Origin of the sequence: Streptomyces sp. B15 (assembly GCF_018070605.1) — a bacterium.
GTDB classification, from domain to species: Bacteria; Actinomycetota; Actinomycetes; order Streptomycetales; family Streptomycetaceae; genus Streptomyces; species Streptomyces smyrnaeus.
Window position 1 is genome coordinate 25,428 of the sequence record NZ_JAGPXJ010000059.1, and the last position, 23,031, is coordinate 48,458.

Consider the following 23,031-nt stretch of genomic DNA (forward strand, 5'->3'; position numbering starts at 1 on the left):
GCTGCCGTGTCCCGGCAAGTGCGCAGCGGCGAAGGGGCCCGTGACCTCCTCATGGCGTACGGCCCGTTGGCCGGCGACGTCACCTGCCCCTGTCGGAGACGAGCTCGGCCAGGTGGCGCAGCGAGTCGGGGAGGTGTTCAGGGGCGAACGGCGGGAACCGGATGTACTCCCGGATGGACTGCGGCACCGCCGACCAGTCGTAGGTGAGTGTGACCTCGGTCTTCGACGGGCCGAGCGGCGCAAGGTCGTACCGCCAGCTCCAGCCGCCGAACTCCAGCTGGCCGTCGTCCTTCTCCTGCCCTGTCAGCCAGCCGATGGAGAGGGGCGGGGCGAGCAGGTGGACCTTGTTGGCCACCCGGTAGTCACCGTCGGGATGGTCGGCGTGGTACATGTCCATCCGGAAGATCTGCCCCACCTCGGTCAGTGGCGCCCGGTCGACAGCTTCCTGGACCCAGCCGGTGCCATCGATCGCGGAGTGGGTCACCGGGTCCGACAGCACCGAGAACACTTTCGTGGCGGGCACGTCGACAGTCAGTGTGGCGCTCACGTTCTCCTGGGTCATGGACTCCTGATCGGTGGTGTGCACGCTCGCTCCTTGTCGTCTCGTCCCCGGTCTCCCGCAGGTGCGGAAGGGGAGGCTTCCACGGTGCAGACGGTGTGGCGGGACGGAACTCATCGGTCACCTCCCGGGGCTCTGCGGTGGCGGCAGGCGTTCGGCGGGCGGCGTATGACGTACGGCGTATGACGTGCGGGGTGCGGCTGGCAGCGGTGGGGCGGGCCTTCCCGCCTCGGCTCCTGCTGCTTGCCGGTGCCGACGGGGCCCACCGTGACCTTCTCGTCCGCACCCGCCTGGACCGGGATGCTGATGCTGACCGACAGGTTCTCGCCCCCCCCGTGTGGGGCTTCGGCCCGGGAGTGGGTGGCGTGCCCTCTTCAACCGGAGGTCCGCACGGCGGCGTCTGTCCCGCACGGTGCGGAGGTTACGTACGGCTCGCGGGGCAGGCGTGGGGAGTCTGGTTCTGGTGCGCGGCGTGCTGCACGGTGTCGCAGGAGTACTGGGCTTCGTCCATCAGTCGGGTGGCCTCGGCCAGGAGGATCCCGTACGGCCGGGAGGGGTCGCTCAGGGGAAGCGACGTGTTCCGGGTGCGTTCGATCAGCTGAACACGCCTGTGCTGGGCGGCTTCGGCGGCCTCGCACAGCTCCCGGGCCTGGTGCGGGAGCTGCTTCTCGTCGATCCCGCCGAAGTGGTCGATGATCGTCGCGAGGGCTTCCAGCAGCTCGGCGAAGTTCTTGAGGAAGTCGCGGCATTCGTCGCCTGTCTCGTCCTCCGGCCAGTGATGGAGACTGCGGGTGGTCGAGGCGACCTGATAGGTCACCCGCTCCAATGCGTTGAGGATCTCGCCGTAGGCCGTGAAGTGCTGGTGGTGCCGGCGGCGGGACAGCAGGAGGCGGGGGTTGTAGCGCTTGCTCTCCTGCGCTGTGCGCAAAGCGGCCTGGCTCCGGCCGGCGGTCTCGCCCAGGTCGGCGGCGCGCTGCCGCCACCCGCTGGTGCGCCGTTCGTCGAGTTCCGCGTTCCGCAGCGCCGGGTACATGTCGGCCAGCAGGCAGCACAGTGAGGCGGCGAGGCGGCGAATGCCCTCTTCGGCGCTGCGGTGACGTATCGGCGGGAAGATGAGGACGTTGACCAGAAGGCCCACCCCGCAGCCGATGCCGACCATGGCGATGATCAGGGAAAGCTGCTGGATCCGTTGCGGGTCACTGGTCGAGGCGGAGTAGGTGGAGAAGGCGAAGAAGGCCGCGGTGGCCGCCTGGGTGCCCTGCGAGCCGAGCCGGTTCCAACGGGCCAGGCCCAAGGAGATCAGCGCGACCAGGAGGAAGGTCATCAGGTCGGGTCCGGCCAGGAAGCCCAGCGCCGACTGCACCGCCACCCCCGCACAGACCGCGGCCATGTACCGCAGCGCCTGCCACAGGAACTGGTAGACCGTCAGCTGAAGGATCAGTACGGCCGAGAAGGGTGCGAAGGCCGGCGTCTGGGCCCCGACGAGGTCGTGGGCGATCCACCAGGAGACGGTGGCCGCCACCGTGCCCTTGCCGACCTGTTCCAGCGCGTGACGCTCCGGCCCGCCCGGCCTCTTCGCGCGGGCCGCCCACCGCGCCAACCGCGCCCATGCGCCCGGCGGCCCCTTCGGTCCGTCGCCCGGCGGTCCTTTCGGTCCGTCGCCCTGTGGCCTCTTCGGTTCGCCCCGCGCCGCGTCCGTGTCCCGTCCGCCCACCACCCGCACCGTTCGCCCTCCCACCGCTCAACTGTTCGCTCGGCATCGGAGACCTTCTTCGGCCCGGCGCGCCGGTTACCCCTCGGAACACCGGCTCATTCCCTCCCAGGAGCCCCGGCACGGGGAGCCGGGGTCGGACACGCCGCCCTCGGTCAAACGCCGAGGGTGAAGTCTCAGGCGGTGCGGGTTGAGGCCCGAGCGAGGGGAAACCAGCTGGAAGTCGGCAGCGGGAGGTTCACCCGCCTGCTGGCCGACTTCGAGCAGTCCGTCAGCGACCACGCCGACCACGCCGAGCACGAGGAGCAGGAGGAGTTCCCCGCGCTGCGCACCCGGCTCAGCGAGGAGGACCGCACCAAGATGGGTGAGCGCATTCTGGCGGTGGAGAAGACCGCGCCCACCCGACCCCACCCGACAGCGGCCGGCTCTCCGGCTCTGCAGTGGACGGTGGGCCCCTTCGCCTCCGTGCTGGACCGTGCTCGCGACGCGGTCTCCTCCACGGGTTCCTCCTCGGGCAGATGACGGCCGGGCAGGCACCGGCGCGCAACGTTTCCGCATCCGGGAGGTCACATTCGGCCGTGGCCTGTTTGCCGCCCGGAGTACGCGGCAACGCACCGGGAGGCGCGAAGTGACGTCCTTCGCGCAGGCACCGGCAGGTTGGTCCGACAGCCGCCGGTGCCGCCTTGTGTTTCAGTGCGCTCGGCACCCCCGGTGTCCGCGGCGCTCGCCGTGTTCGCGGCGCTTCCGATGTTCGGCGCCTTCCCATGGTCGCGGCGGCTGCCCGCAGGGGATGTGCGGTGCATCCGGATGAGAGAGGGCTGCCGAGCGTGTGTCGGCCGCAGCGGGTCCGTCGGCGGACGCCCGGCCGCGGGGTATCCGTGACGGCATGATGAAGCGCGCACTGTGGCAGGGACTCCTCGCCGGGGCGGCCGGGGTCGCGGTCATGACGCTGGGCGAGAAGGTGGAGCAACGGCTGACCGGTCGGCCCGACTCCCACGTCCCGGCCCGGACGCTGGAGCGGTTGACGGGGATGCCGGAGCGGCCGGGGCGGCAGCCGGTGGCGGTGAACTGGGCCATGCACCTCGGCCAGGGCGCGCTGCTGGGCGTGCTGCGGTCGGTGATGGCCCACGCCGGGCTGCGCGGGCCGTGGTCGTCGGCGCAGTTCGCCGTGGTGCGGCTGACGAACGACCAGATCCTGGAGAACGCCACGGGCGTCGGTGCCCCGCCTCCGGCCTGGCCGCGCTCGGAACTGGCGGTGGACCTCCTGCACAAGGCCGTCTACGCGCTCGCCACGGGGGCTGTCGCCGACGCGCTCGCCACCCGCTCCGATCCCGCTCCTGGACTGCTGCACGCGGCGATGCGGCCGGGGCGGCACGCGGATGTCGGACCACCGCCGCGCCGCGAGACCTACGGACGTTAGGCCCGGCCGGCCCTACCGGCACCCGACCCCGGAGACCGGTCCTGGCGCGGCAGGGGGACGCCGACGGACACGTTGGACGCCGAAGGACACGAAGGACACGAAGGACGCCGAAGGGGCTGTCCGTGCGTGTCTGCGCCAGTCTTGTCCCGTAATGCAACGGTATACACCCTAAGGTGGCGTGCGGGCGAGCGAGAGTGTGACGACATGAGACCTGTCCTTGCACGGGGTGGCTGGCGTCTGGCAGGGCAGATGCTGCTGCTCCAGGTGGGGGTCGTGGTGCTCGTCGTCGGTATAGGCGCCGCGGTGAGCATCGGCTTCTCGTTGCGGGCGGCCAACGCCGAGAGCCGCGACCGGATGCTCGCGATCAGCCGGACGCTCGCCCGGGCGCCCGGTGTGGTCGGCGCCGTCCAGTCCTCCGATCCCTCCCGTCTGCTGCAACCCGTGGCGCGGAGGATCCAGGAGGACACCGGAAGCAGTTTCGTGGTGTTCATGAGCCCGAAGGGCATCCGCTACACGCACCCGAATCCCGACCGGATCGGGCAGCACTTCGTCGGGAACATCGAGCAGGCTCAGCGCGGCAGGGCGTTCACCGAGACCTACCGCGGCACGCTGGGCGAGTCCGTGCGTGCCGTGGCACCGATCGAGGACGACGGCCGGGTGGTGGGGCTCGTCTCGGTGGGTGTCCTGCTCCGTCAGGTCAGCACGGAGGCCTCGCGCCAGATCCCGGTTCTGGTGGGACTGGCGGTGCTGGCGCTGGCCATCGGCACCGCCGCCTCGGCCCTGTTGGCGCGCCGGGTACGTCGGCAGACGCTGGGGCTGGATCCGGCCGAGATCGCCCGGCAGTACCAGCACCATGACGCGGTGCTGCACGCGGCACGCGAAGGCATCCTGCTCGTGGACGGCGACCGGCGGCTGACGCTGGTCAACGACGAGGCCCGCCGCCTGCTGGAACTGCCGCCGGACGCCGAGGGCGCCCGGGTGGACCAGCTGGACCTGCCCCGGGGCAGCGCGGCACTGCTGTTGTCGGGGCGGGAGGCCACTGACGAGATGATCACGGTGGGTGACCGGCTGCTCGCCGTGAACCAGCGCCGCACCGACGAGTACGGCGTTCCGGGCGGCACCGTGGTGACCCTGCGCGACTCCACCGAGCTGCACGTACTAACCGGCAAGGCCGAGTCTGCGCGCAGGCGACTGGAACTGCTCTACGACGCCGCCGCCGACATCGCCACCACCTTGGACGTGACCCGGACGGCGGAGGAACTGGTCCGGGTCGTGGTGCCGCGGCTCGCCGACTTCGCCAGCGTCGATCTGGCGGAGCCCGTGCTGCGGGGCGAGGAGCCGGCCCTGGTGCACGGCCTGGTGCCGGTGCGCCGGGCCGCGATCCACGGCGTCCGCGACGATCACCCGTTCTTTCCGGCGGGCGCCGAGCTCACCCTGCCGCCGACCACGCCGCAGGCCGGGGTGCTCGGCGGCGAGGGGAGCGTGCTGATGGCGGATCTGCGTACCGCCTCCCGCTCGTGGATGGCGGTGGACCAGGAGCAGGCGCGGCGGGTCGTCGACTACGGCATCCACTCCCTGATCCTCGTCCCGCTGCGGGCCAGAGGGGTGCTGATGGGGATGGTCAACTTCTGGCGCGGCAGCGGTTCCGAACCGTTCGGGGAGGAGGACCTCTTCCTCGCCCAGGAAGTCGTCGCCCGTGCGGCTCTCGGCGTGGACAACGCCCGCCGCTACACCCGGGAGCACGCCACCGCGATGGCGCTCCAGGAGAATCTGCTGCCCGGCGCCCAGGTCACCCACAGCGCGCTGGAGGTGGCGCACCGGTATCTGCCCGCCAAGGCCCTGGTGGGCGGGGACTGGTTCGACGTGCTTCCGCTGACCGGGTTCCGCGTCGCGTTGGTGGTGGGAGACGTCGTGGGCCACGGTCTCCAGGCCACGGCCACCATGGGCCGTCTGCGGGCGGCCATCCACACCCTCTCCGACCTGGATCTGCCGCCCGACGAACTCCTGGCCCGCGTGGACGAGTTGGTCACCCGTATCGATCAGGAGGAGACGGCACCCGACCGGACCCCCGTGGCCGGGGCCACCTGTCTGTACGCGATCTACGACCCGGTCGGCGGCTGCTGCACGCTGGCCCGCGCCGGGCATCTGCCGCCCGCGCTGGCCACCCCGGACGGGGAGGTGGAGTTCCTGGATCTGCCGCCCGGCCCGCCGCTCGGGGTGGGAGGTATGCGATTCGAAGCGGTCGAGCGGCAGCTTCCCGAGGGGAGCCGGCTGGTCCTCTACACCAACGGCCTCGTCGAGGACCGCCGACGGGACGTCGAGGCGGGCCTCGACCTGCTGCGCCAGGCGCTCGCCGGCAGCGGCCCGACGCCGGAGCAGACCTGCACGGAGGTCCTCAGGACGGTGCTGCCCGCGCATCCGTCCGACGATGTCGCTCTGCTGGTGGCCCGCACCCGGCTGTTCGGCGCCGACCAGGTCGCCCAGTGGGACCTCGAACCCGATCCGACGGCGGTGGGGCGGGTGCGTGCCGCGGCCACCGACCAACTCGTGGAATGGGGGCTGGAGGAGACGGCGTTCACCACCGAGCTGGTGCTCAGCGAACTGGCCACCAACGCCGTCCGCTACGGCACGCCGCCCATCCGGGTCCGGCTGATCCGTAACCACAGCCTCTTCTGCGAAGTCTCGGACACCAGCAGCACCTCGCCCCATATGCGGTACGCGGCCGAGACGGACGAGGGCGGGCGCGGCATCTTCCTCGTCGCCCAGCTGGCCGAAAGGTGGGGAACGCGGTACACCCCGGCCGGGAAGATCATCTGGGCGGAGCAGGCCCTCCCCGCGATCCCTGAGCCGCCGGTGCCGTCCGGGCCTCCTGAGCCGCCGGAACACTCCGAACGTCAGTCCTGAGCACACCTGAGGCTGTCCGCCTCGTCCGGTCCTGTCGCACGGCGCGGCGGCCCGGGCCGGGCGGGTAGCGTGACAGCGTGCGATGGTTGCGATTCGGCGTCTTCGCCGACGAAGAGGGCTTGCAGTTCGTCCGGAACGTCATCCGGCGGGAGCTGGCCGCCCGGCGTGTGCCGGTGGTCGGCCCGCTGCAGGAGCGCGACCGACTCGACGACGGCTGCACGGCGGAGTATCTGCACGGCGATTTGCGGGAGCAGTGGGAGATCGAGCATCCGGGCCAGGACGCTGGCAGGCGGCGGCCGCTGGAGGTCGCGGTGCGGGTGAGGTGTTCGCTGCGGGTCTGGCGGGCGGTGCGCAAAGGCATCGTCCGCGGTCTGTGCCCGGAGGGGAACGGTCCGCATGTCTGCCGGGTGCCTTGGACGGCGTGCTAGCGAATCAGCGAGCGGTACGGCGATGAGTTCTCGCGGGCCGGCCGGTCTGTTCTGTCGAGCAATCTTTCGACAAAGGAGGGGCCATGTCCGAGCTGGAGACCCGCACCCTGGAGGTTCCCGGTGCCACGCTGCGGTACGACATCCACGGTGAGCTGAAGGGCGGTCAGGGCGCCGGTGCGACAGACCGGCCCGTGCTGATACTGGTCGGCTCACCGATGGCGGCCGAGGGGTTCGGCTCCCTCCGGTCGTACTTCACCGATCGCACGGTGGTCACCTACGACCCGCGCGGTGTCGGCCGCAGCGTCCGTACCGACGGGGCCGAGGAGACCGTGCCGGAGGAGCACGCCGACGATCTGCGGCGGGTGATCGAGGATCTCGGCGCCGGTGCCGTGGAGATGTTCGCCAGCAGCGGCGGCGCGGTGAACGGGCTCGCCCTGGTGGCCGGCCACCCCGAACTGGTGCGCACGCTGGTCGCCCACGAGCCGCCGACCGCGCAGGTGCTGCCGGACCGGGAACACGCCCTGGCGGCCTGCGAGGACATCCACGAGACCTACCGGCGCAGCGGAATGGGGCCGGCGATGGCCAAGTTCATCGCGCTGACCAGCGCAACGGGTCCGTTCTCGGCCGACTGGGCCGAGCAGCAGGCGCCCGACCCGGCCGCCTTCGGGCTGCCGACCGAGGACGACGGCAACCGTGACGACCCGCTGCTGGGGCAGAACATGCGCGGCTGCACCGGCTACCGACCCGACTTCGACGCCCTCCGCGCCGCCCCGACCCGCCTCGTCGTCGCGGCCGGCAAGGAGTCCGAGGGGCAGTTCGCGGCCCGCGCGGCGGCCCGGATCGCCGACCGCCTCGGCATCGCGCTGACCGCCTTCCCCAGCCACCACGGCGGCTTCCTCGGCGGCGAGTTCGGCCAGCAGGGCGAACCGGAGGCCTTCGCCACGACCCTGCGTGAGGTGCTGGCCGCCGACTGAGGTCCTGCACGACCGTTCTCGTACATCAGCCGTACATCTGTTCCTATAGCGTATGGCATATGTACGGCGATGGACCGATACGGAACCGGACGCCGCGAGCGGACAGGGTTGATGTCGATGTGGTCACCGCTGTGCACGCCGCGTACGCCTCCTTCCTCCCCAGCCTGTGGAAGTCCCTCCGGGAGCAGACCCGCCCCCGCTGGACCTGGTGGGCCGCGATCGACGGTGGCGCGGACGAGGTCGCCGACGTGCTGCGCGGTTGCGGGGCCGCGCTGGACCCCCGGGTGCGCGTCGGCGCACACGGGGGCGCTCCCCTCGGCCCCGCGATCGTCCGCAACCTCGCCCTCCACCGGGGCGGGGCCGCTACGTCCCGTCGGCACCCGGACCAGCGCTCGGAGCGGAACCGTAGCTCGTTGGTGGAGGGGCTCCAGGTGCGCGGCGTCCGCAGTCGGGTGGCCGGGTCGTCGGCGTTGCCGCCCTGGAGCGGGTGAACGGCGGGCAGCGCCGCCCTCAACCCTCCGGCAGCGCCGATCCGTTCAGCCAGCCGGGGAGGGGCCGGTAGACGGTCAGCGAGGTGGCGGGTTTGTCGATGAGCAGGGTCGGCGCCGAGGGTGCCGTCTCGCCGTCGTAGGAGCACAGGGTGCCTTCCGGTATCCCGGCGAGCTGCAGTCGGCGTCCGCGCGCGGCGGCGTGCACGGGGGAGCGGTGCAGTACGCCGGCGAGGGCCGAGGCGACCAGCCGGGTGCGGGCCCAACGGCCGGCCCGGACGAGGTGGATGTCCAGCATGCCGTCGGAGAGGTTGAAGCGCCGCGCCCCACCGGGCCCGCCCCCGACCGTGTGGTACGAGCAGTTGCCGACGAACAGCAGCCACAGCGACCGCAGCCGCCCGTTCACCCGCACCTCGAACGGGCGCGAATGGCGCAGCACATGCACCGCGGCGACCAGTCCGGCCGCCCACGGACCGATCCGGTCGCGCCAGCGGTCCCGTACCTCGACCAGATCGCCGTACGCGCCCAGACTGAAGGTGTTCACGAAGTAGCCCGGTTCGAGCGAAGCGTCCTTCGCGGACTCCGGCTGCGGCTCCGTCGCCGGCTCCGCCGCTGCCCGGCGGCCCCGCCCGCGCGGTGGGGCGAAGCGGGCCACGTCCACCGCGATGGCGTGTCCGGCGGCGACCGCGTCGGACAGGTCGGCGCAGCGGCCGATGCCCAGATCGAGGGCGAGGTGGTTGTGGGTGCCGCCGGGCAGCACCGCGAGCGGCACTCCGTGCGTGAGCGCGGCACGCGCCGCCGCGCCGACCGTGCCGTCACCGCCGTAGACCCCCAGCGCCCCGCCCTCCTGGGCCGCGCGCCGCGCCTCGTCCCCGAGCAGCTCGGTCAGCGATCCGGCGTCCGGGTCCCAGTGGACGACGCGGGCCGCGGGCAGCGCCTCGCTGATCTCGCGGGCGGACGCCGCCGAGCCCGAGCCCGGGTTGACCACCACCGACAGACCGCGCCCGGCGGGCAGCGCCGGCGCCTCGACCAGGGGCTGGGCCGGGGGCACCGGGCGCCGGGTGTCCAGCACCGCGCGTACTCCGAAGGCGGCCGCGGTGCCGAGCGCGGCGCCCACCAGTACATCGCTCGGGTAGTGGACGCCGGTGTAGACGCGGGAGAAGGCCACCGAGGCGGCCACGGGCAGGACCGCCGCGCCCCAGCCGCGTGACTCCAGCGCCACCGCGGTGGCGAAGGCGGCGGCCGACGCCGAGTGCCCGGAGGGGAAGGAGGTGCTGACCGGCAGCCGCTTGAGACGGCGTATCACCGGTACCTCGTCCAGCACGGGGCGGGTGCGGCCGAACGCGCCCTTGCCGACGGTGTTGACCACCGTGGAGGCCACCGCGACCGAGGCCAGTCCGCGTAGCGCGCCGCGCCGGGCACGGGGCCCGCCGACCCCGGAGAGCACGATGGCCGCCGCCGTGCCCAGCCACAGCTTGCTGTGATCGGCGGAACGGCTCAGCCGGGGGAGCACCCCCTCACCGCGCGGCCAGTGGCGCTGGGCGACGCTGCGGAACAGGGCGCGGTCCCAGGTACCGAGCGTCCTGCTGACGGTGGCGCGTACGCCCTCGGCACCGGCGCGCGGACTCCCGCTCCCTGCCCGGTGGGTCTCCATCGGTGCCCCTCGCTTCCCTCGCGTCCGTCGCGTCCTTGGAACGTCACAGGCGGAGTGCCCGGTGGCGTGCAGGACACACCGTACTCACCGCGAGGAGTGGCCGGGGCGGGGTGCTTCCCACAGCTTGTGCACCGTGCTGACCAGCAGGGCGACCACCGTGCGCAGCGTCAGCCCGCCGATCACGTCGGTGGGCCGGTGCACGCCGAGATGCACCCGGCTGCCCCCGGCCAGCAGGCTGAGCACCGCCGCGCCCGCCGGGAGCGCTCGACCCGTGCGCCGGGTCCGCCGCGCGGCCGCGTCCCGCTCCTCGGGGGCACCGGGACCGGAACCGGGACCGGCGCCGACCGCCTGTGGAGCCCTCGCGGGGCGAGGGCGTCGGGCGCGTCGTCGGTCGGTGGCACGTGGGAGGGCCCCGGGGTTTCGGCGGTTTCGGCCGGGTCCAGAGGGAACTCCCCGCTCATCGGTGGGCTCCTTGTGCGACTGCGCGAGATCGAAGGCCATCCGGTACCTGTGGGCCTCCGGGGCTCAAGTAGAGCCGGGGGCGACCGGGCGGGCGCGCGGAACGCCGCCGAGCGGGTGGCGCGGAGCAGGCGGACCGGCGTACGCGGAGCAACCGGACCGGCGGGGCGTGGAGCAGGTCGTGGACGGGCACGGTGTTCGCGCCCGTCTCAGCAGGTGGTGGGGAAGGAGGCGCTCAGCAGGAAGCCGTCGTCCTCGGTCGGTCCCGCGTGGCAGGCGCCGCCGAGCAGCAGCGCACGCTCCCGCAGACCGAGCAGCCCGTGACCGCCCTCCGGGTACTCCTGCGGCTCCGGCGCGGCAGCGGGAGGGCCGTTGCGCACCTCCACGGCGAGCTGCCGGCCCGCGCCACCGGCACCGTCCATCCGCACCGCGACCCGGACGACGGCACCGGACGCGTGCTTGCGCACGTTCGTCAGCGCCTCCTGGACCGTGCGGTACGCGGCGCGTTCGACGGCCTCCGGCAGGGCGGCGGGCGACTCCAGTTCCGGGTCGAGGTCCAATGTGACGTCCAGCCCGCTCTCCCGCGTCAGCACGGGCAGGTCGACCAGCCTGGGCTGCGGGGCCGTCCCGGTTCCCGTACCGCTGCCGGAGCGCAGGGCGCCGACCATGTGCCGCAGCTCCGTCAGTGTCTTGACGGCGAGCTCGCGCACGGTCTCGGCCAGATCCCGGGACCCGTCGTCGCGGCAGGTCGCGCGCAGGGCACCCGCCTGCACGCTGATCAGGCTCACCTGGTGTGCGACCACGTCGTGCATCTCCCTCGCCAGCCGGGCCCGTTCGACGGTCACGGCGCGTTCGGCCAGCAGCTCCGCCTCCCGGTGCCGGGTCGCGGTGAGCTCCTGGACACGCTCGTGCAGCTGCCGCCGGGTACGGGTCCAGCGCCCGAACACGGCCGGCGCCGCGCCCTGGGCGCACGAGTCGAGCACGTCGAGGACGTCCTGGCGGCCGAAGGACGGGGCGAAGCCGTCGAGGGGGTAGGGGACGTAGTGCGCGACGGCCAGCGCCACGGCACCGGCCACCGCCCAGCCGGTGCCGACGCGTCGGGAGGCGACCGTGTAGAGGGCGATCAGCGGAGCGAACCAGATGTAGCCGACGTAGATCCCCAGCAGCGTGACCACGAGCACGGCCACCGGCCACCGGCGCCTGACCAGCAGCGCGAAGGCGGCCGCCAGGGACACCCCGAGCTCCGGGCCGGGGCGGGCGCCGTTGACCAGGAACGCGTCGGCGACACCGAGCGCCACCGGAAGGAGGAGGCGGACGAGGCCGTGCATCCGGCTTCGAGCGGACGCCCGACCGTTCGGGAGCTTCACGGCGCCGTGCCGTCGGGAGAGCCGTCCGGTGAGTGGCCCGAGAGCTGTCCCACCAGTCCGGCCCGGTCGGCGAGGACCGCCGCCTGCACCCGGTTGACGCCGCCCAGCTTGGCCAGCAGCGCGCTGACGTGGTCCTTGACGGTGCCGTGCGCGAGGTGCAGCCGCCGCGCGATCCCGCTGTTGGACAGCCCTTCGCCGACCAGGGCCAGCACTTGCCGCTCGCGGTCGGTGAGCGTGGCCACCCGGTGCCTGGCGTCCGCGTCGGGTCTGCCGCCCAGATAGCCGCCGATCACGGTGGGCGTCACCCCGGGGGCGAGCACCCGCCCGCCGTCCGCCAGCACCCGCACGGCGTGCACCAGCTGTTCGGGCGCGGTGTCCTTGAGGAGGAAGCCCGCCGCGCCCGCGTGCAGCGCGGCGCCCAGATACTCCTCCGCGTCGAACGTCGTCAGCATGGCGGTCCGCGGCGCCTCGGGCAGGGCCTCCAGCTCGCGCAGTACGGTCAGCCCGTCCACGTCCGGCATCCGGATGTCCAGGAGCAGCACGTCCGGACGGTGGGCCCGCACCCTGTCGACCGCCGCGGCGCCGCCGCAGTCGGCGACCACCTCGATGTCCGGCGCAGTGCCCAGGATCAGCCGCAGCCCGGAGCGCACCAGCTCCTCGTCGTCCACGACCACGACCCGGATCACCGTCGCGCTCCTTGCGTCCTGTGCCTGCTGCTCCCTCCCCGGACCAACTCCTCCCCGCCCTTCGGAGAGGCTACGGCAGGGCGGCGGGCGGCCGGTGCGACCTGCAGAGGAGATCGGTGTGTCCGCTACCCCGCCGGTCGGCGGGGTGGGCTGTGGCCCGGCGGGGGACCCGCTTCCGCGCGCTCACGCCTTGGTCGCGACGCCGATCACATGCGCGAGGCGCGGTGTGAACGTGCAGGGTGCGAACGGGAAGCGGTCGGCCCGGTCCAGGGTGAAACCGGCGGACCGGATGGCGGCCTCGGTGTCGCGGTTGGGGTGGCACCCGCCGCCCACCCGGGCCCACAGCGGTGTGATGGCGTCCTGCACCAGACCGCCCAGCCGGCGGCGTGACCGTACGTGCTCGTAGTAGCGCAACTGCCCGCCCGGGCGCAGCACCCGCGCCGCCTCCGCCAGCGCGGCGCCCGGGTCGGGAACGCTGCACAGCACGAGGGAGAAGACCACACCGTCGAGCGTCCCGTCCCCCGCGGGCAGCGCACCGGCCTGCCCCGCGACGACCGTGACCGGCACGGGCGCAGCGGCGGCCGTCTGCCCCGCGGCGGCGCGCAGGGTGTCCTCCGGTTCGAGGGCGACGAGTTCGGTGACCGCCGAAGGGTAGTACCGGAAGTTGCGCCCCTGCCCCGCGCCGACCTCCAGCACCCGCCCGCTCAGCCCGTCCAGCAGCTGCCGCCGGTGCGCGCTGCCGCCGCGCCTGTCCATCTCGGCGGCGATCCTCAGGTACTGGCGGGCGAAGCCCGGATGCTGCAGGTCCCGCCGGGTGGGCGGCGTGGCGTCCGTGTTCACGGGCACTCCTCGCGTGCGTCGGGTACGCGGGCCGCGGCGCCCCTTCCGGCCGTCCCGCGGCTACGTAGTCGAGCACCGGGACGGGATCCGGGCAAGGGACCCGGCGGACGGCGCACCGGAAGAGTGAGGGAAGAGCACTCACCATGGCAGCCCGGTGGCGTCGGTTCTGGGCGCCGGTCCTGGACGCCGGTCCTGGCGTCAGTCCTGCTGGGCGCCTGTCGGCAGCTCGCGGATCTTGAGGTTCTTCGCGCTGTCGGAGCCGAATCCGTGGTCGAGCAGCTTGGCGGCGTCCTGGTAGCGGTCCTTGCTGTTCAGCACGGTGCCCACCAGGGTCTTGCCGTCGCGGGTCGCCGCGAAGACCAGGCACTTGCCCGCCTCGTCGGTCGTGCCCGTCTTGATGCCGATGGCACCGTCGTACGCGCCGAGCAGCTGATTGGTGTTGGTCCAGGTGTAGGTGCGGGTGCGGCCGTTGGCAGCCGGGGCGTCGCCCTTGTACTTCTCGGTCCCCACGACCTTCCGGAAGGTGTCGTTGTGCAGGGCGTGCCGGGTCAGCTTCGCCAGCTCGACGGGCGTGCTGGAGTCGTCGCGAGTGCCGTCGAACGTGCCGAACGTCGTCTTGTCCAGGTGCAGTCGGCGGGCCGTGGCGTTCATCTTGCCGACGAACGACTTGACGCGCTGGGCTCTGGTGGCGCCGGTACCGAAGGTGTCCGCCAGGGCGTACGCGGCGTCCGCGCCGGAGGGCAGCAGGGAAGCGTAGAGCAGCTGGCGGACGGTGACCCGGTCGCCGGTCTGCAGGTCCGCGGTGCTGGCGTGGTGCTTGGTGACGTAGTCGCGGTACTGCTGGCGGACGGTCACCTTGCGGTCCAGATCGAGGTTCTCGGTGTCCAGCACCACGGTGGCGGCCATGATCTTCGCGGTGCTCGCCATCGGGCGGGGCTTGTCGGCGTCCTTGCCGTAGAGCGAGTCGCCGCTCTCGGCGTCCACCAGCGTGGCGCCCTTGGCGGTGACCGTGGGTGCCGGGTCCCCGGAGGTGACGGCCTTGGCGACCAGCGGGGTGCCGACGAGCAGCGTGCCACCGACGGCGACGGCGGCAACGGTCTTGCGTACGGTCAGGAGTTTTGCAGTCATGGAGAAAGCTCCGCATCTGCGCATCGTGGGGGGAACTGCGGTGCTGCGGGCGCACCGGAAGCGCCCCGGGGCGTGGCGTGTGTGCGTAACCAGCCCTGGTGATCGGGTCGGACACCGGTGTTGGATGGCTGGTCCGGTCGAAAAGTTCACGGCTCCGGGGACCGAATGGTTCAGAGGGCTTCAGGGCTCGAACCGGCGTGGCGGAGGGGGAGTTCCGCGGATTCCGCGCTGCTGAGGGGGCGCCCCGTTACAACCGGCTCTCCGGATGGCGCTCCGACCGGCGTTCCGCCGGGTCCCGGCCCCGGGTTCGTGCACGCTGACCGGGCGCGCCGCGTCGGCGCCGTGCGCGGCCGGGGCGCTGCCGGGCCCCGCCGCGGCGCCCGACCGGCGCGGACCCGCCCACGGCGGAGGCGCACAACGCCGTGGGCCCCGACCGGCGAACGGTCGGGGCCCACGGTCGGCCCGATGTTGCGGAGTTGAGCGATCAGGTGCCCGAGGCGGCGTCCGGGCTCAGCTGCCCGGGGCGGCCGTCCGGCTCAGGCGCCCGCGGTCACCTGCTCACGACTGGACGAGGTCGAACCGGTCGAGGTTCATCACCTTGTCCCACGCCGCGACGAAGTCGGTGACGAACTTCTCCTTGGCGTCGTCGCAGGCGTAGACCTCCGCGAGCGCACGCAGCTCGGAGTTGGAACCGAAGACGAGGTCGGCACGGCTGCCCGTCCACTTGACCTCACCGGTGGCGGCGTCCCGGCCCTCGAACGTGTTCTGGTCCCCGGAGGCCGCCTTCCACGCCGTGCCCATGTCGAGCAGGTTGACGAAGAAGTCGTTGGTCAGCCTGCCCGGGGTGTCGGTGAAGACACCCAGCTTCGACTGGTCGTGGTTGGCACCCAGCACGCGCAGGCCACCGACGAGAACCGTCGTCTCGGGCGCGCTCAGCGTGAGCAGGTTCGCCTTGTCGAGCAGCAGGTACTCGCCCGGCAGGCGGGCCTCCTTGCCGAGGTAGTTGCGGAACCCGTCGGCGTTCGGCTCCAGCGCGGCGAACGACTCCGCGTCGGTGTGCTCCTCCGTCGCGTCGACCCGGCCCGGGGTGAACGGCACCTCGATGTCGACGCCGGCGTCCTTGGCCGCCTTCTCCACCGCCGCGCAGCCGCCGAGCACGATCAGGTCGGCAAGGGAGACCTTCTTGGCGCCGGCGCCGGAGTTGAACTCCTGCTGGACGCCCTCCAGGGTGCGCAGCACCGTCGCCAGCTCGTCGGGGTTGTTGACCTCCCAGCCCCGCTGCGGCTCCAGGCGGATGCGGGCACCGTTGGCGCCGCCGCGCTTGTCGCTGCCGCGGTAGGTCGAGGCCGACGCCCAGGCGGTGGTGACCAGCTGCGAGACGGACAGCCCCGAGCCGAGGAGCTTGGCCTTGAGGGCGGCGATGTCCGAGGCGTCGATGGTCTCGCCCTCGGCCTCGGGCAGCGGGTCCTGCCACAGCAGGGTCTCTTCGGGGACCTCCGGGCCCAGGTACAGCGACTTGGGGCCCATGTCGCGGTGGGTGAGCTTGTACCAGGCCCGGGCGAACGCGTCCGCGAACTCCTCGGGGTTCTCGTAGAAGCGGCGGGATATCGGCTCGTAGACCGGGTCGAAGCGCAGCGCCAGGTCCGTGGTGAGCATCTGCGGGCGGTGCTTCTTCGACGGGTCGTGCGCGTCCGGGACGATCTCCGGGGCGTCCTTGGCCACCCACTGGTTGGCGCCGGCCGGGCTCTGGGTGAGTTCGTACTCGTACTCGAAGAGGTTCTTGAAGAACCCGTCGCTCCACCGGGTCGGCGTGGCGGTCCAGGTGACCTCCAGACCGGAGGTGATGGCGTGCGGGCCCTTGCCGGTGCCGAAGCTGTTCTTCCAGCCGAGGCCCTGCTCCTCCATCGAGGCCGCCTCGGGGTCGTTGCCCACATGGTCGGCCGGGCCCGCGCCGTGGGTCTTGCCGAAGGTGTGGCCGCCGGCGATCAGGGCGACCGTCTCTTCGTCGTTCATCGCCATCCGGCGGAACGTCTCACGGATGTCGCGGGCCGCGGCGAGCGGGTCCGGGTTCCCGTTCGGGCCCTCCGGGTTGACGTAGATGAGGCCCATCTGGACGGCGCCGAGGGGAGTTTCCAGCTCGCGGTCGCCGGTGTAGCGCTGGTCGTCGAGCCAGGTGGTCTCGGGACCCCAGTAGACGTCCTCCTCCGGCTCCCAGACGTCCTCGCGGCCACCGGCGAAGCCGAAGGTCTTCAGCCCCATCGACTCCAGGGCGACGTTGCCGGTGAGGATCAGCAGGTCGGCCCAGGAGAGGCTCTGACCGTACTTCTTCTTGACCGGCCACAGCAGCCGGCGGGCCTTGTCCAGGTTGCCGTTGTCCGGCCAGCTGTTGAGAGGGGCGAACCGCTGCTGCCCGGCACCGGCGCCACCGCGGCCGTCGCTGATCCGGTAGGTGCCCGCGCTGTGCCACGCCATCCGGATCATGAGCGGGCCGTAGTGGCCGAAGTCGGCGGGCCACCAGTCCTGCGAGGTGGTCAGCACCTCCGCGATGTCCCGCTTCACGGCCTGGAGGTCGAGGGACTTGAAGGCCTCGGCGTAGTCGAAGTCCTCGCCGAGGGGGTTGGCCACGGCGGGGTTCTTGGCGAGGATCTTCAAGTTGAGCCGCTCGGGCCACCACTGGCGGTTTCCACCACCCTGGGTGGGGTGCAGGGCGCGACCGTGCGCGACGGGGCAGCCGGCGGTGTCCTCCGGCTTCTCGTCTGTGACGATCGCGTCGTGGTTCTCAGTCATGGGAATCCTTCCGGACTGGGCGGATCACGGTGCTCGGGAAATGCCGGTGGTGGAACAGCCGGGGCACAGCTCCCGTGCAGACCGCCGCCTTCTCGACCGGGTCGCGGATGCGGTTGTGAGCGGGCCAACTGCTGAACCGTCACGTGTTTTCCTGCTGTGTCCTGCCCCTTGGCTGTCGCTGGAGCCGATCCTACGATGGACAAATTCCAAGTCAATACGGAAGCCAGACCCGTAAGGATTTCCCTCGGCAGACGATGGTTAGGCTGGTGGTCATGAGTGACCTGCTGGAACGGCTGCGCGGACGTGGCTGGCGGATGACCGCCCAGCGCCGGGTTGTCGCCGAGGTGCTCGACGGCGAGCACGTCCACCTCACCGCGGACGAGGTGTACACCCGTGCCACCGCCCGGCTGCCGGAGATCTCCCGCGCCACCGTCTACAACGCGCTCGGTGAGCTCGTCTCGCTCGGCGAAGTGCTGGAGGTGGCCACCGACGACCGGGCCAAGCGCTACGACCCGAATGCTCACCGGCCCCACCACCATCTGCTGTGCTCGCGCTGCGGCACCATCCGCGACGTGCACCCCACCGGTGATCCGCTGGCCGAACTGCCCGACTCCGAACGGTTCGGGTTCACCGTCTCCGACGTCGAGGTGACCTACCGGGGACTGTGCCCCGACTGCACCACCACCTGACCCGCCCCCGGCCCCGGCGCCCGGTCTCCGAGCCCCGGTCCCCATGTGCTCGTCTCCGGCGGCTGTGCCCTCCAGGCCGGGAGGCCGGCCCACGGCCGTGACCGACCGGAGACGGCTGCAACTGACAGGCGCTCTTCCCGGCCTGCCGAGAGTTGCCCAGACTGTTACGGAGACGAGGGGCGCGGGGCGGGCGTGTGGGGGACCGGGATGGTTGCTCGACGGCGGGGTCGGCGATCGGTTGGACGGAAGCGGCGCGCGGCGCGGCGGAAAGCAGCCGCGATCGCAGCAGGACTGTCGTTGGTTCTTTTGGTGGCCTTCTGGTCGACGATCTGGCCGTATCTCGCGGGAACCGCGCTCGCGGGTGGCGTCGGTGCTGCCGGCTGGTGGCTGTGGCGCAAGGACCGCGCCGCACGGGGCAGTGACCGTCGCTGGCGGGCGGAGGAGGCCGTGAAGGCGGGCCGTCGCACTCTCGCCGAGGTGGACGTGATGACGGGGAGGGACTTCGAGGAGTTGGTCGCCGACCTGTGCCGCAGGGACGGGTGCACGGCAGTGCGCCGGGTGGGCGGCTCCCACGACAACGGCGCCGATGTCGTGGGGCGTCTGCCGGACGGCCGCTCCATGGTGATCCAGTGCAAGCGCTACGCGCCGAGCAGCTCGATCGCCAGCCGGGAGATGAGGGACCTTCTGGGCGCCAAGGTGCACTTCGCAGCGGATGTGGCCGTCTTCGTGACGACCACCCGTTTCAGCCGCCCCTCCGAGGCGTTCGCCGTGGAGCACGGCATTCTCGCCGTCCACCGTGACCATCTGGGCATGTGGAACAACGGTGCTTCCCTGGAGTCGCTGATCGGCGTCAACGGTGCGGGGCAGGGCGATGGACGGCACCGCACGCGGTGGAAGAAGACCTACCGGGCATAACGCTCAGGGGTTGCGCGGTGTCGCGGCCCCGGAGGCCGGTGGGCCGCCGCGTACGGATCGTCACCGGCTGCCGGGCTCCGGCCTGCCGCCGTCCGCGCAGTGCCGTGTCGTGGGTCCCGTGCCGTGCGTCGTGCACGGTGGTGGTCAGGCGCAAGGCGAGGCCGGCGGTCTGCGCGGCCGGGCGCGGCTGGTCGCCGCTCACCTTTCCCCTGTCACCTGGTGCTCGCGGGGCCCGCCGCGTCGATCTCGGCGATGAGTGCCTCGATGCGGGTCCTGATCTCGTCGCGGATGGGGCGTACGGATTCCACGCCCTTGCCTGCCGGGTCTTCCAGTGCCCAGTCGAGGTACTTCTTGCCGGGGAAGACGGGGCAGGCGTCGCCGCAGCCCATGGTGATGACGTAGTCGGACGCCTGGACGGCCTCTGTGGTGAGCACCTTCGGCTTCTGGTCGGAGATGTCGATGCCGACCTCCCTCATCGCCTCGATGGCCGCCGGATTGACCTGGTCGCCAGGGATCGAGCCCGCGGAGCGGACCTCGATGCGGTCGCCCGCGAGGTGGGTGAGGAATCCTGCTGCCATCTGCGAGCGTCCGGCGTTGTGGACGCAGACGAACAGCACGGACGCGGCGGGGGTGGAGGGCATCAGTTCATCCTTCGCGGTCGGTTCAGCGGCTTCGCGGTGCGCTTCAGCGGGGCCGCGGCCGGCGGGGAGCGGCCCGTGCCGTGGCTGCACACGAACAGCGCTCGGGTCACCCCGTGTCCGGGGCCGCCCGGATGCGGGCGAACGCGTCCGGGCGCTCGGGTGGACGGCGGCCGTCCCGGGCGGCGGCCAGGGGCCGGGTTGGCATCAGCTTCGAATGATGTGACAGTATCAGTCCATGCTGACGTCAGTCGACACTGACCTGATCCGGGTGCTGGCCGACCCGCTCAGGATGAAGATCGTGCACCTGCTGGCGCGTGAGACCTTGTGCACCACGCATCTGGTCGAGGAGACCGGCGCGCGCCAGACCAATCTGTCCAACCATCTGCGGGTGCTGCGCGAGGCCGGTGTGGTGGAGACCGAGCCGTGCGGCCGCTTCACCTACTACCGCCTGCGGTCCGACGTCATCGCCGCATTGGCCGGGCAGTTCACCGACCTGGCCGAGACCGCCCGTGCCACCGCCGCTGCCGACATCAAGAGGGCCTGCCCATGAGCACCACCGAAGAGACCACCAGCCCACCCGCGGACGACGCCCCCGCCGCAGTCGGGGGTGTCGTCGGCAAGCTCTCCACTCTCGACCGCTTTCTGGCCGTGTGGATCCTGGCCGCCATGGCCGTCGGGCTGGGCCTGGGCCGGGCGATTCCCGGTCTGAACGACGCGCTGTCCAAGGTCGAGATCGGCGGCATCTCGCTGCCGATCGCCGTCGGCCTGCTGGTCATGATGTATCCGGTCCTGGCCAAGGTCCGCTACGACAAGCTCGACGCGGTCACCGGCGACAAGAGGCTGATGATCTCGTCCCTGGTCGTCAACTGGGTCCTCGGTCCGGCCGTGATGTTCGCCCTCGCCTGGCTCTTCCTGCCCGACCTGCCGGAGTACCGCACCGGACTGATCATCGTCGGCCTGGCCCGCTGTATCGCCATGGTGATCATCTGGAACGACCTGGCCTGCGGCGACCGGGAAGCCGCCGCCGTACTCGTCGCCCTCAACTCCGTCTTCCAGGTGCTCGCCTTCGGCCTGCTCGGCTGGTTCTACCTCGACCTGCTGCCCCAGTGGCTGAACCTCGGCGACGGGCAGGGCCTGGACGTCTCCGTGTGGCACATCGCGCTGAACGTCGTCGTCTTCCTCGGCATCCCGCTGCTGGCCGGGTTCCTCACCCGCCGCCTGGGCGAGAAGAAGATGGGCCGCGAACCCTACGAGCAGAAGTTCCTGCCCAAGATCGGACCGTGGGCCCTCTACGGCCTGCTGTTCACCATCGTGCTGCTCTTCGCCCTCCAGGGGAAGACGATCACCTCGCAGCCCTTGGACGTGGCCCGCATCGCGCTGCCGCTGCTCGTGTACTTCGCACTGATGTGGTTCGGCACCTTCGCCCTCGGCAAGGCGCTCGGCCTGGCCTACGACCGCACCGCCACCCTGGCCTTCACCGCCGCCGGAAACAACTTCGAGCTGGCCATCGCGGTCGCCATCGCCACCTTCGGCGTCACCTCAGGCCAGGCCCTCTCCGGCGTCGTCGGCCCCCTCATCGAGGTTCCGGTGCTGGTGGCGCTGGTCTACGTATCCCTGGCCTGGCGCGGGAAGTTCGCCGGGCGGTGACGCAGCAGGCCGACGTGGTGGTCGGCGGCGGCCAGGCAGGGCTCGCCGCCGGGTGCGCTCGGACGGGACTCTCGTCCGCCAACCGGCAGAACCCGGTCGAGGATCTTCTCCACGGCATGGGCGCGCCGGCGACGATGGCCGACCGCATCCGACAGCCGGCCCGGTTCCGTGCTGCGCGGGTCAGACGATCGCCGGACTGCGGCGCTCGACCAGGGCGACGTCGCGCCAGCGGCCGTGGTGGCGGCCGATGCGCTCGCGGGTGCCGATGACGCGGAATCCGGCGCGCTGGTGGACGGCGAGGCTGGCGGTGTTCTCCGGGAAGATGCCCGACTGGATGGTCCAGATCCCGGCGGCCTCGGTGGAGTCGACCAGTGCTTTGAGCAGCGCGGAGGCGATGCCCCGGCCGCGTGCGCCAGAGTGGACGTAGACGGAGTGCTCGACCACGCCGGCGTAGGCGCAGCGGTCGGAGACCCTGGTGGCCGCGATCCATCCGAGGACCGTTCCGTTCGCGTCGAGGGCGGCGAAGCGGTGGTCGGGCAGCTTGGCCGCGTCGAAGGCGTCCCAGGTGGGGGCGGTGGTCTCGAAGGTGGCGTTGCCCTCGTCGATGCCCGCCTGGTAGATCGCCAGTACGTCGTCGGCGTGCTCACGGGTCAGTGGGACGACGCGCGTGCTCGACGGGTCGGGGCGGCTCATCGTCAGGCGGCTGCGGGGGCTGTCGTCAGGATCTGGCCCATCGCGGCGAGCACGGAGGGGGCGACGCTGTAGTAGACCCAGGTCCCGCGCCGCTCGGAGAGCAGCAGCCCGGCCTCCTTCAGCTTCTTCAAGTGGTGGGAGACGGTCGGCTGGGAGACGCCGACGTCGGAGATGTCGCACACGCACGCCTCGCCACCCGCGTGGGAGGCGACCGCGGAGAACAGCCGCAGCCGCACCGGGTCGCTGAGCGCCTTGAACATCCGCGCGGCGGTCTCGGCCTCCTCCGCGGTCATGGGGCGCTCGGTCAGCGGCGGGCAGCACGGCACCACCTCGGCCAGCGGCAGACTCGTCTTCGACATGCCTCTATTTTGACACGGGTCGAAACAGTAGGCCAGGGGTGCGGAACGCCACTGCCTTCCGGGCGCTGGTGCCGCACCCCTGAACTCGTGTCCCCCTGCTTACAGGCCGACGGCCGCAGGGGCCTTGCGGACGTGGGCGACGAGCGGTGGAATCACGTGCCCGGCGTCCCGGGCAACGCCGCGCAGCGTGTTCGAGGCGAAGGAGCGCTGGAACTCCAGGCCGAGGTGGACCAGGCCGGGGTGGGTCAGGGACAGGCCGCCGCTGTGCAGTGGCATGCCGCTCTCGTCCAGGGCGCCAAGCGGGTGCAGATAGGGCAGGTCGGGCCGGTATCCGGTGGCCAGCAGGACCACATCGACGCGCTCGCGCTCCCCGTCGGTCCAGACGACGTGTTCCCCGTCCAGGGCCGCGAACATCTCCCGCCGCTCGAGCAGGCCCTTCTTCAGAGCGCGGTGGTAGTCGCCGGTGTCCATGACGAGCGTGCCGGGAACGGCTCGGGCGAGCCAGGCGGGCGGCAGTCGGTCGAAGCCGCTGGTGGCCGTCCAGTGGTGGATGTCCTTGCCGTCCCTGATCTGCGGCAGGAACCGGATCGGGGCGCGGGTGGCGAGCGTGACCTGGGCGATCCGGGCGAGTTCGTAGCCGACCTGGACGGCGGAGTTGCCGCCGCCGACCACGACCACGCGC

Annotated in this window: 21 protein-coding genes and 2 pseudogenes; 10 read left to right on the forward strand and 13 right to left on the reverse strand. The window is 72.0% G+C overall.

From position 1 onward, the window contains the following. Positions 1-79: 79 nt before the first annotated feature. Together KBY19_RS24090 and KBY19_RS24095 are read right to left on the reverse strand one after the other, a co-directional pair. Positions 80-586, reverse strand: coding sequence for a polyketide cyclase (locus KBY19_RS24090; protein ID WP_307843604.1), 507 nt, complete (start codon positions 584-586; stop codon positions 80-82). Positions 587-980: 394 nt separating this feature from the next. Further along, on the reverse strand, positions 981-2,297 hold the full coding sequence (locus KBY19_RS24095; protein ID WP_307843605.1) for an aromatic acid exporter family protein: 1,317 nt from the start codon (positions 2,295-2,297) through the stop codon (positions 981-983). 141 nt (positions 2,298-2,438) lie between these two features. On the opposite strand from KBY19_RS24095, the gene KBY19_RS24100 reads away from it, so the two are divergent. The 6 genes from KBY19_RS24100 (at position 2,439) to KBY19_RS24125 (ending at position 8,487) form a co-directional block, all read left to right on the forward strand. After that, positions 2,439-2,792, forward strand: coding sequence for a hypothetical protein (locus tag KBY19_RS24100; protein WP_210966689.1), 354 nt, complete (start codon positions 2,439-2,441; stop codon positions 2,790-2,792). A 364-nt stretch (positions 2,793-3,156) separates the two neighbouring features. Continuing rightward, the gene (locus KBY19_RS24105) at positions 3,157-3,690 is read left to right on the forward strand and encodes a hypothetical protein (RefSeq protein WP_099886671.1); all 534 of its coding nucleotides are present in this window, start codon (positions 3,157-3,159) and stop codon (positions 3,688-3,690) included. 204 nt (positions 3,691-3,894) lie between these two features. Then, positions 3,895-6,594 carry a SpoIIE family protein phosphatase gene (locus KBY19_RS24110; RefSeq protein ID WP_210966690.1) on the forward strand — a complete coding sequence of 900 codons (2,700 nt, stop codon included), beginning with the start codon at positions 3,895-3,897 and terminating at the stop codon, positions 6,592-6,594. 77 nt (positions 6,595-6,671) lie between these two features. Beyond that, positions 6,672-7,022 carry a hypothetical protein gene (locus tag KBY19_RS24115; RefSeq protein ID WP_210966691.1) on the forward strand — a complete coding sequence of 117 codons (351 nt, stop codon included), beginning with the start codon at positions 6,672-6,674 and terminating at the stop codon, positions 7,020-7,022. Between the two features lie 83 nt (positions 7,023-7,105). Next, positions 7,106-7,996, forward strand: coding sequence for an alpha/beta fold hydrolase (locus KBY19_RS24120; protein ID WP_210966692.1), 891 nt, complete (start codon positions 7,106-7,108; stop codon positions 7,994-7,996). Positions 7,997-8,055: 59 nt separating this feature from the next. Continuing rightward, complete coding sequence (locus tag KBY19_RS24125) at positions 8,056-8,487, forward strand: hypothetical protein (RefSeq protein WP_210966693.1); 432 nt, start codon at positions 8,056-8,058, stop codon at positions 8,485-8,487. Between the two features lie 19 nt (positions 8,488-8,506). Here the strand turns inward: KBY19_RS24125 and KBY19_RS24130 are convergent, their stop codons facing one another. The 7 genes and pseudogenes from KBY19_RS24130 to katG form a co-directional block, all read right to left on the reverse strand. Continuing rightward, entirely contained in the window at positions 8,507-10,138 is a 1,632-nt protein-coding gene (locus tag KBY19_RS24130) for a bifunctional phosphatase PAP2/diacylglycerol kinase family protein (protein ID WP_210955964.1), read from the reverse strand. Between the two features lie 84 nt (positions 10,139-10,222). Beyond that, positions 10,223-10,402: pseudogene (locus tag KBY19_RS24135) on the reverse strand (phosphatase PAP2 family protein); the annotation flags it as partial. Between the two features lie 404 nt (positions 10,403-10,806). Further along, entirely contained in the window at positions 10,807-11,925 is a 1,119-nt protein-coding gene (locus tag KBY19_RS24140) for a sensor histidine kinase (protein ID WP_210966694.1), read from the reverse strand. 35 nt (positions 11,926-11,960) lie between these two features. After that, positions 11,961-12,650 carry a response regulator transcription factor gene (locus KBY19_RS24145; RefSeq protein ID WP_210966695.1) on the reverse strand — a complete coding sequence of 230 codons (690 nt, stop codon included), beginning with the start codon at positions 12,648-12,650 and terminating at the stop codon, positions 11,961-11,963. Between the two features lie 183 nt (positions 12,651-12,833). Further along, complete coding sequence (locus KBY19_RS24150; RefSeq protein ID WP_210955967.1) at positions 12,834-13,490, reverse strand: class I SAM-dependent methyltransferase; 657 nt, start codon at positions 13,488-13,490, stop codon at positions 12,834-12,836. A gap of 198 nt (positions 13,491-13,688) precedes the next feature. Next, the gene (locus KBY19_RS24155) at positions 13,689-14,618 is read right to left on the reverse strand and encodes a D-alanyl-D-alanine carboxypeptidase family protein (protein ID WP_099883155.1); all 930 of its coding nucleotides are present in this window, start codon (positions 14,616-14,618) and stop codon (positions 13,689-13,691) included. A gap of 558 nt (positions 14,619-15,176) precedes the next feature. Beyond that, positions 15,177-17,405 (reverse strand): catalase/peroxidase HPI, encoded by a 2,229-nt coding sequence (katG, locus tag KBY19_RS24160; RefSeq protein ID WP_210966696.1) that lies wholly within the window; start codon positions 17,403-17,405, stop codon positions 15,177-15,179. 272 nt (positions 17,406-17,677) lie between these two features. Here katG and KBY19_RS24165 point away from each other — a divergent pair, with 272 nt between their 5' ends. Next, on the forward strand, positions 17,678-18,094 hold the full coding sequence (locus tag KBY19_RS24165; protein WP_210966697.1) for a Fur family transcriptional regulator: 417 nt from the start codon (positions 17,678-17,680) through the stop codon (positions 18,092-18,094). A 297-nt stretch (positions 18,095-18,391) separates the two neighbouring features. After that, on the forward strand, positions 18,392-19,009 hold the full coding sequence (locus KBY19_RS24170; protein ID WP_307842455.1) for a restriction endonuclease: 618 nt from the start codon (positions 18,392-18,394) through the stop codon (positions 19,007-19,009). Positions 19,010-19,221: 212 nt separating this feature from the next. On the opposite strand, the gene KBY19_RS24175 is transcribed toward KBY19_RS24170, so the two are convergent. Further along, a complete protein-coding gene (locus tag KBY19_RS24175; RefSeq protein WP_210966698.1) occupies positions 19,222-19,650 on the reverse strand; it encodes an arsenate reductase ArsC in 429 nt (142 codons plus the stop codon). A gap of 235 nt (positions 19,651-19,885) precedes the next feature. Between KBY19_RS24175 and KBY19_RS24180 the strand changes: the two genes are divergently transcribed. Both KBY19_RS24180 and arsB read left to right on the forward strand, forming a co-directional pair. Then, positions 19,886-20,200: a helix-turn-helix transcriptional regulator gene (locus KBY19_RS24180; RefSeq protein WP_099883160.1), complete on the forward strand. Its 315-nt coding sequence runs from the start codon at positions 19,886-19,888 to the stop codon at positions 20,198-20,200. Then, positions 20,197-21,297 (forward strand): ACR3 family arsenite efflux transporter, encoded by a 1,101-nt coding sequence (gene arsB, locus KBY19_RS24185; RefSeq protein WP_099883161.1) that lies wholly within the window; start codon positions 20,197-20,199, stop codon positions 21,295-21,297. The genes KBY19_RS24180 and arsB overlap by 4 nt, the downstream gene beginning before the upstream one ends. 180 nt (positions 21,298-21,477) lie before the next feature. Here arsB and KBY19_RS24190 read toward each other — a convergent pair whose 3' ends face one another. The 3 genes and pseudogenes from KBY19_RS24190 to KBY19_RS24200 form a co-directional block, all read right to left on the reverse strand. After that, a complete protein-coding gene (locus tag KBY19_RS24190; protein ID WP_210966699.1) occupies positions 21,478-21,990 on the reverse strand; it encodes a GNAT family N-acetyltransferase in 513 nt (170 codons plus the stop codon). A gap of 2 nt (positions 21,991-21,992) precedes the next feature. After that, on the reverse strand, positions 21,993-22,349 hold the full coding sequence (locus KBY19_RS24195; RefSeq protein WP_099883163.1) for a helix-turn-helix transcriptional regulator: 357 nt from the start codon (positions 22,347-22,349) through the stop codon (positions 21,993-21,995). A gap of 99 nt (positions 22,350-22,448) precedes the next feature. Beyond that, positions 22,449-23,031 (reverse strand): annotated as a pseudogene (locus KBY19_RS24200) (NAD(P)-binding domain-containing protein); the annotation flags it as partial.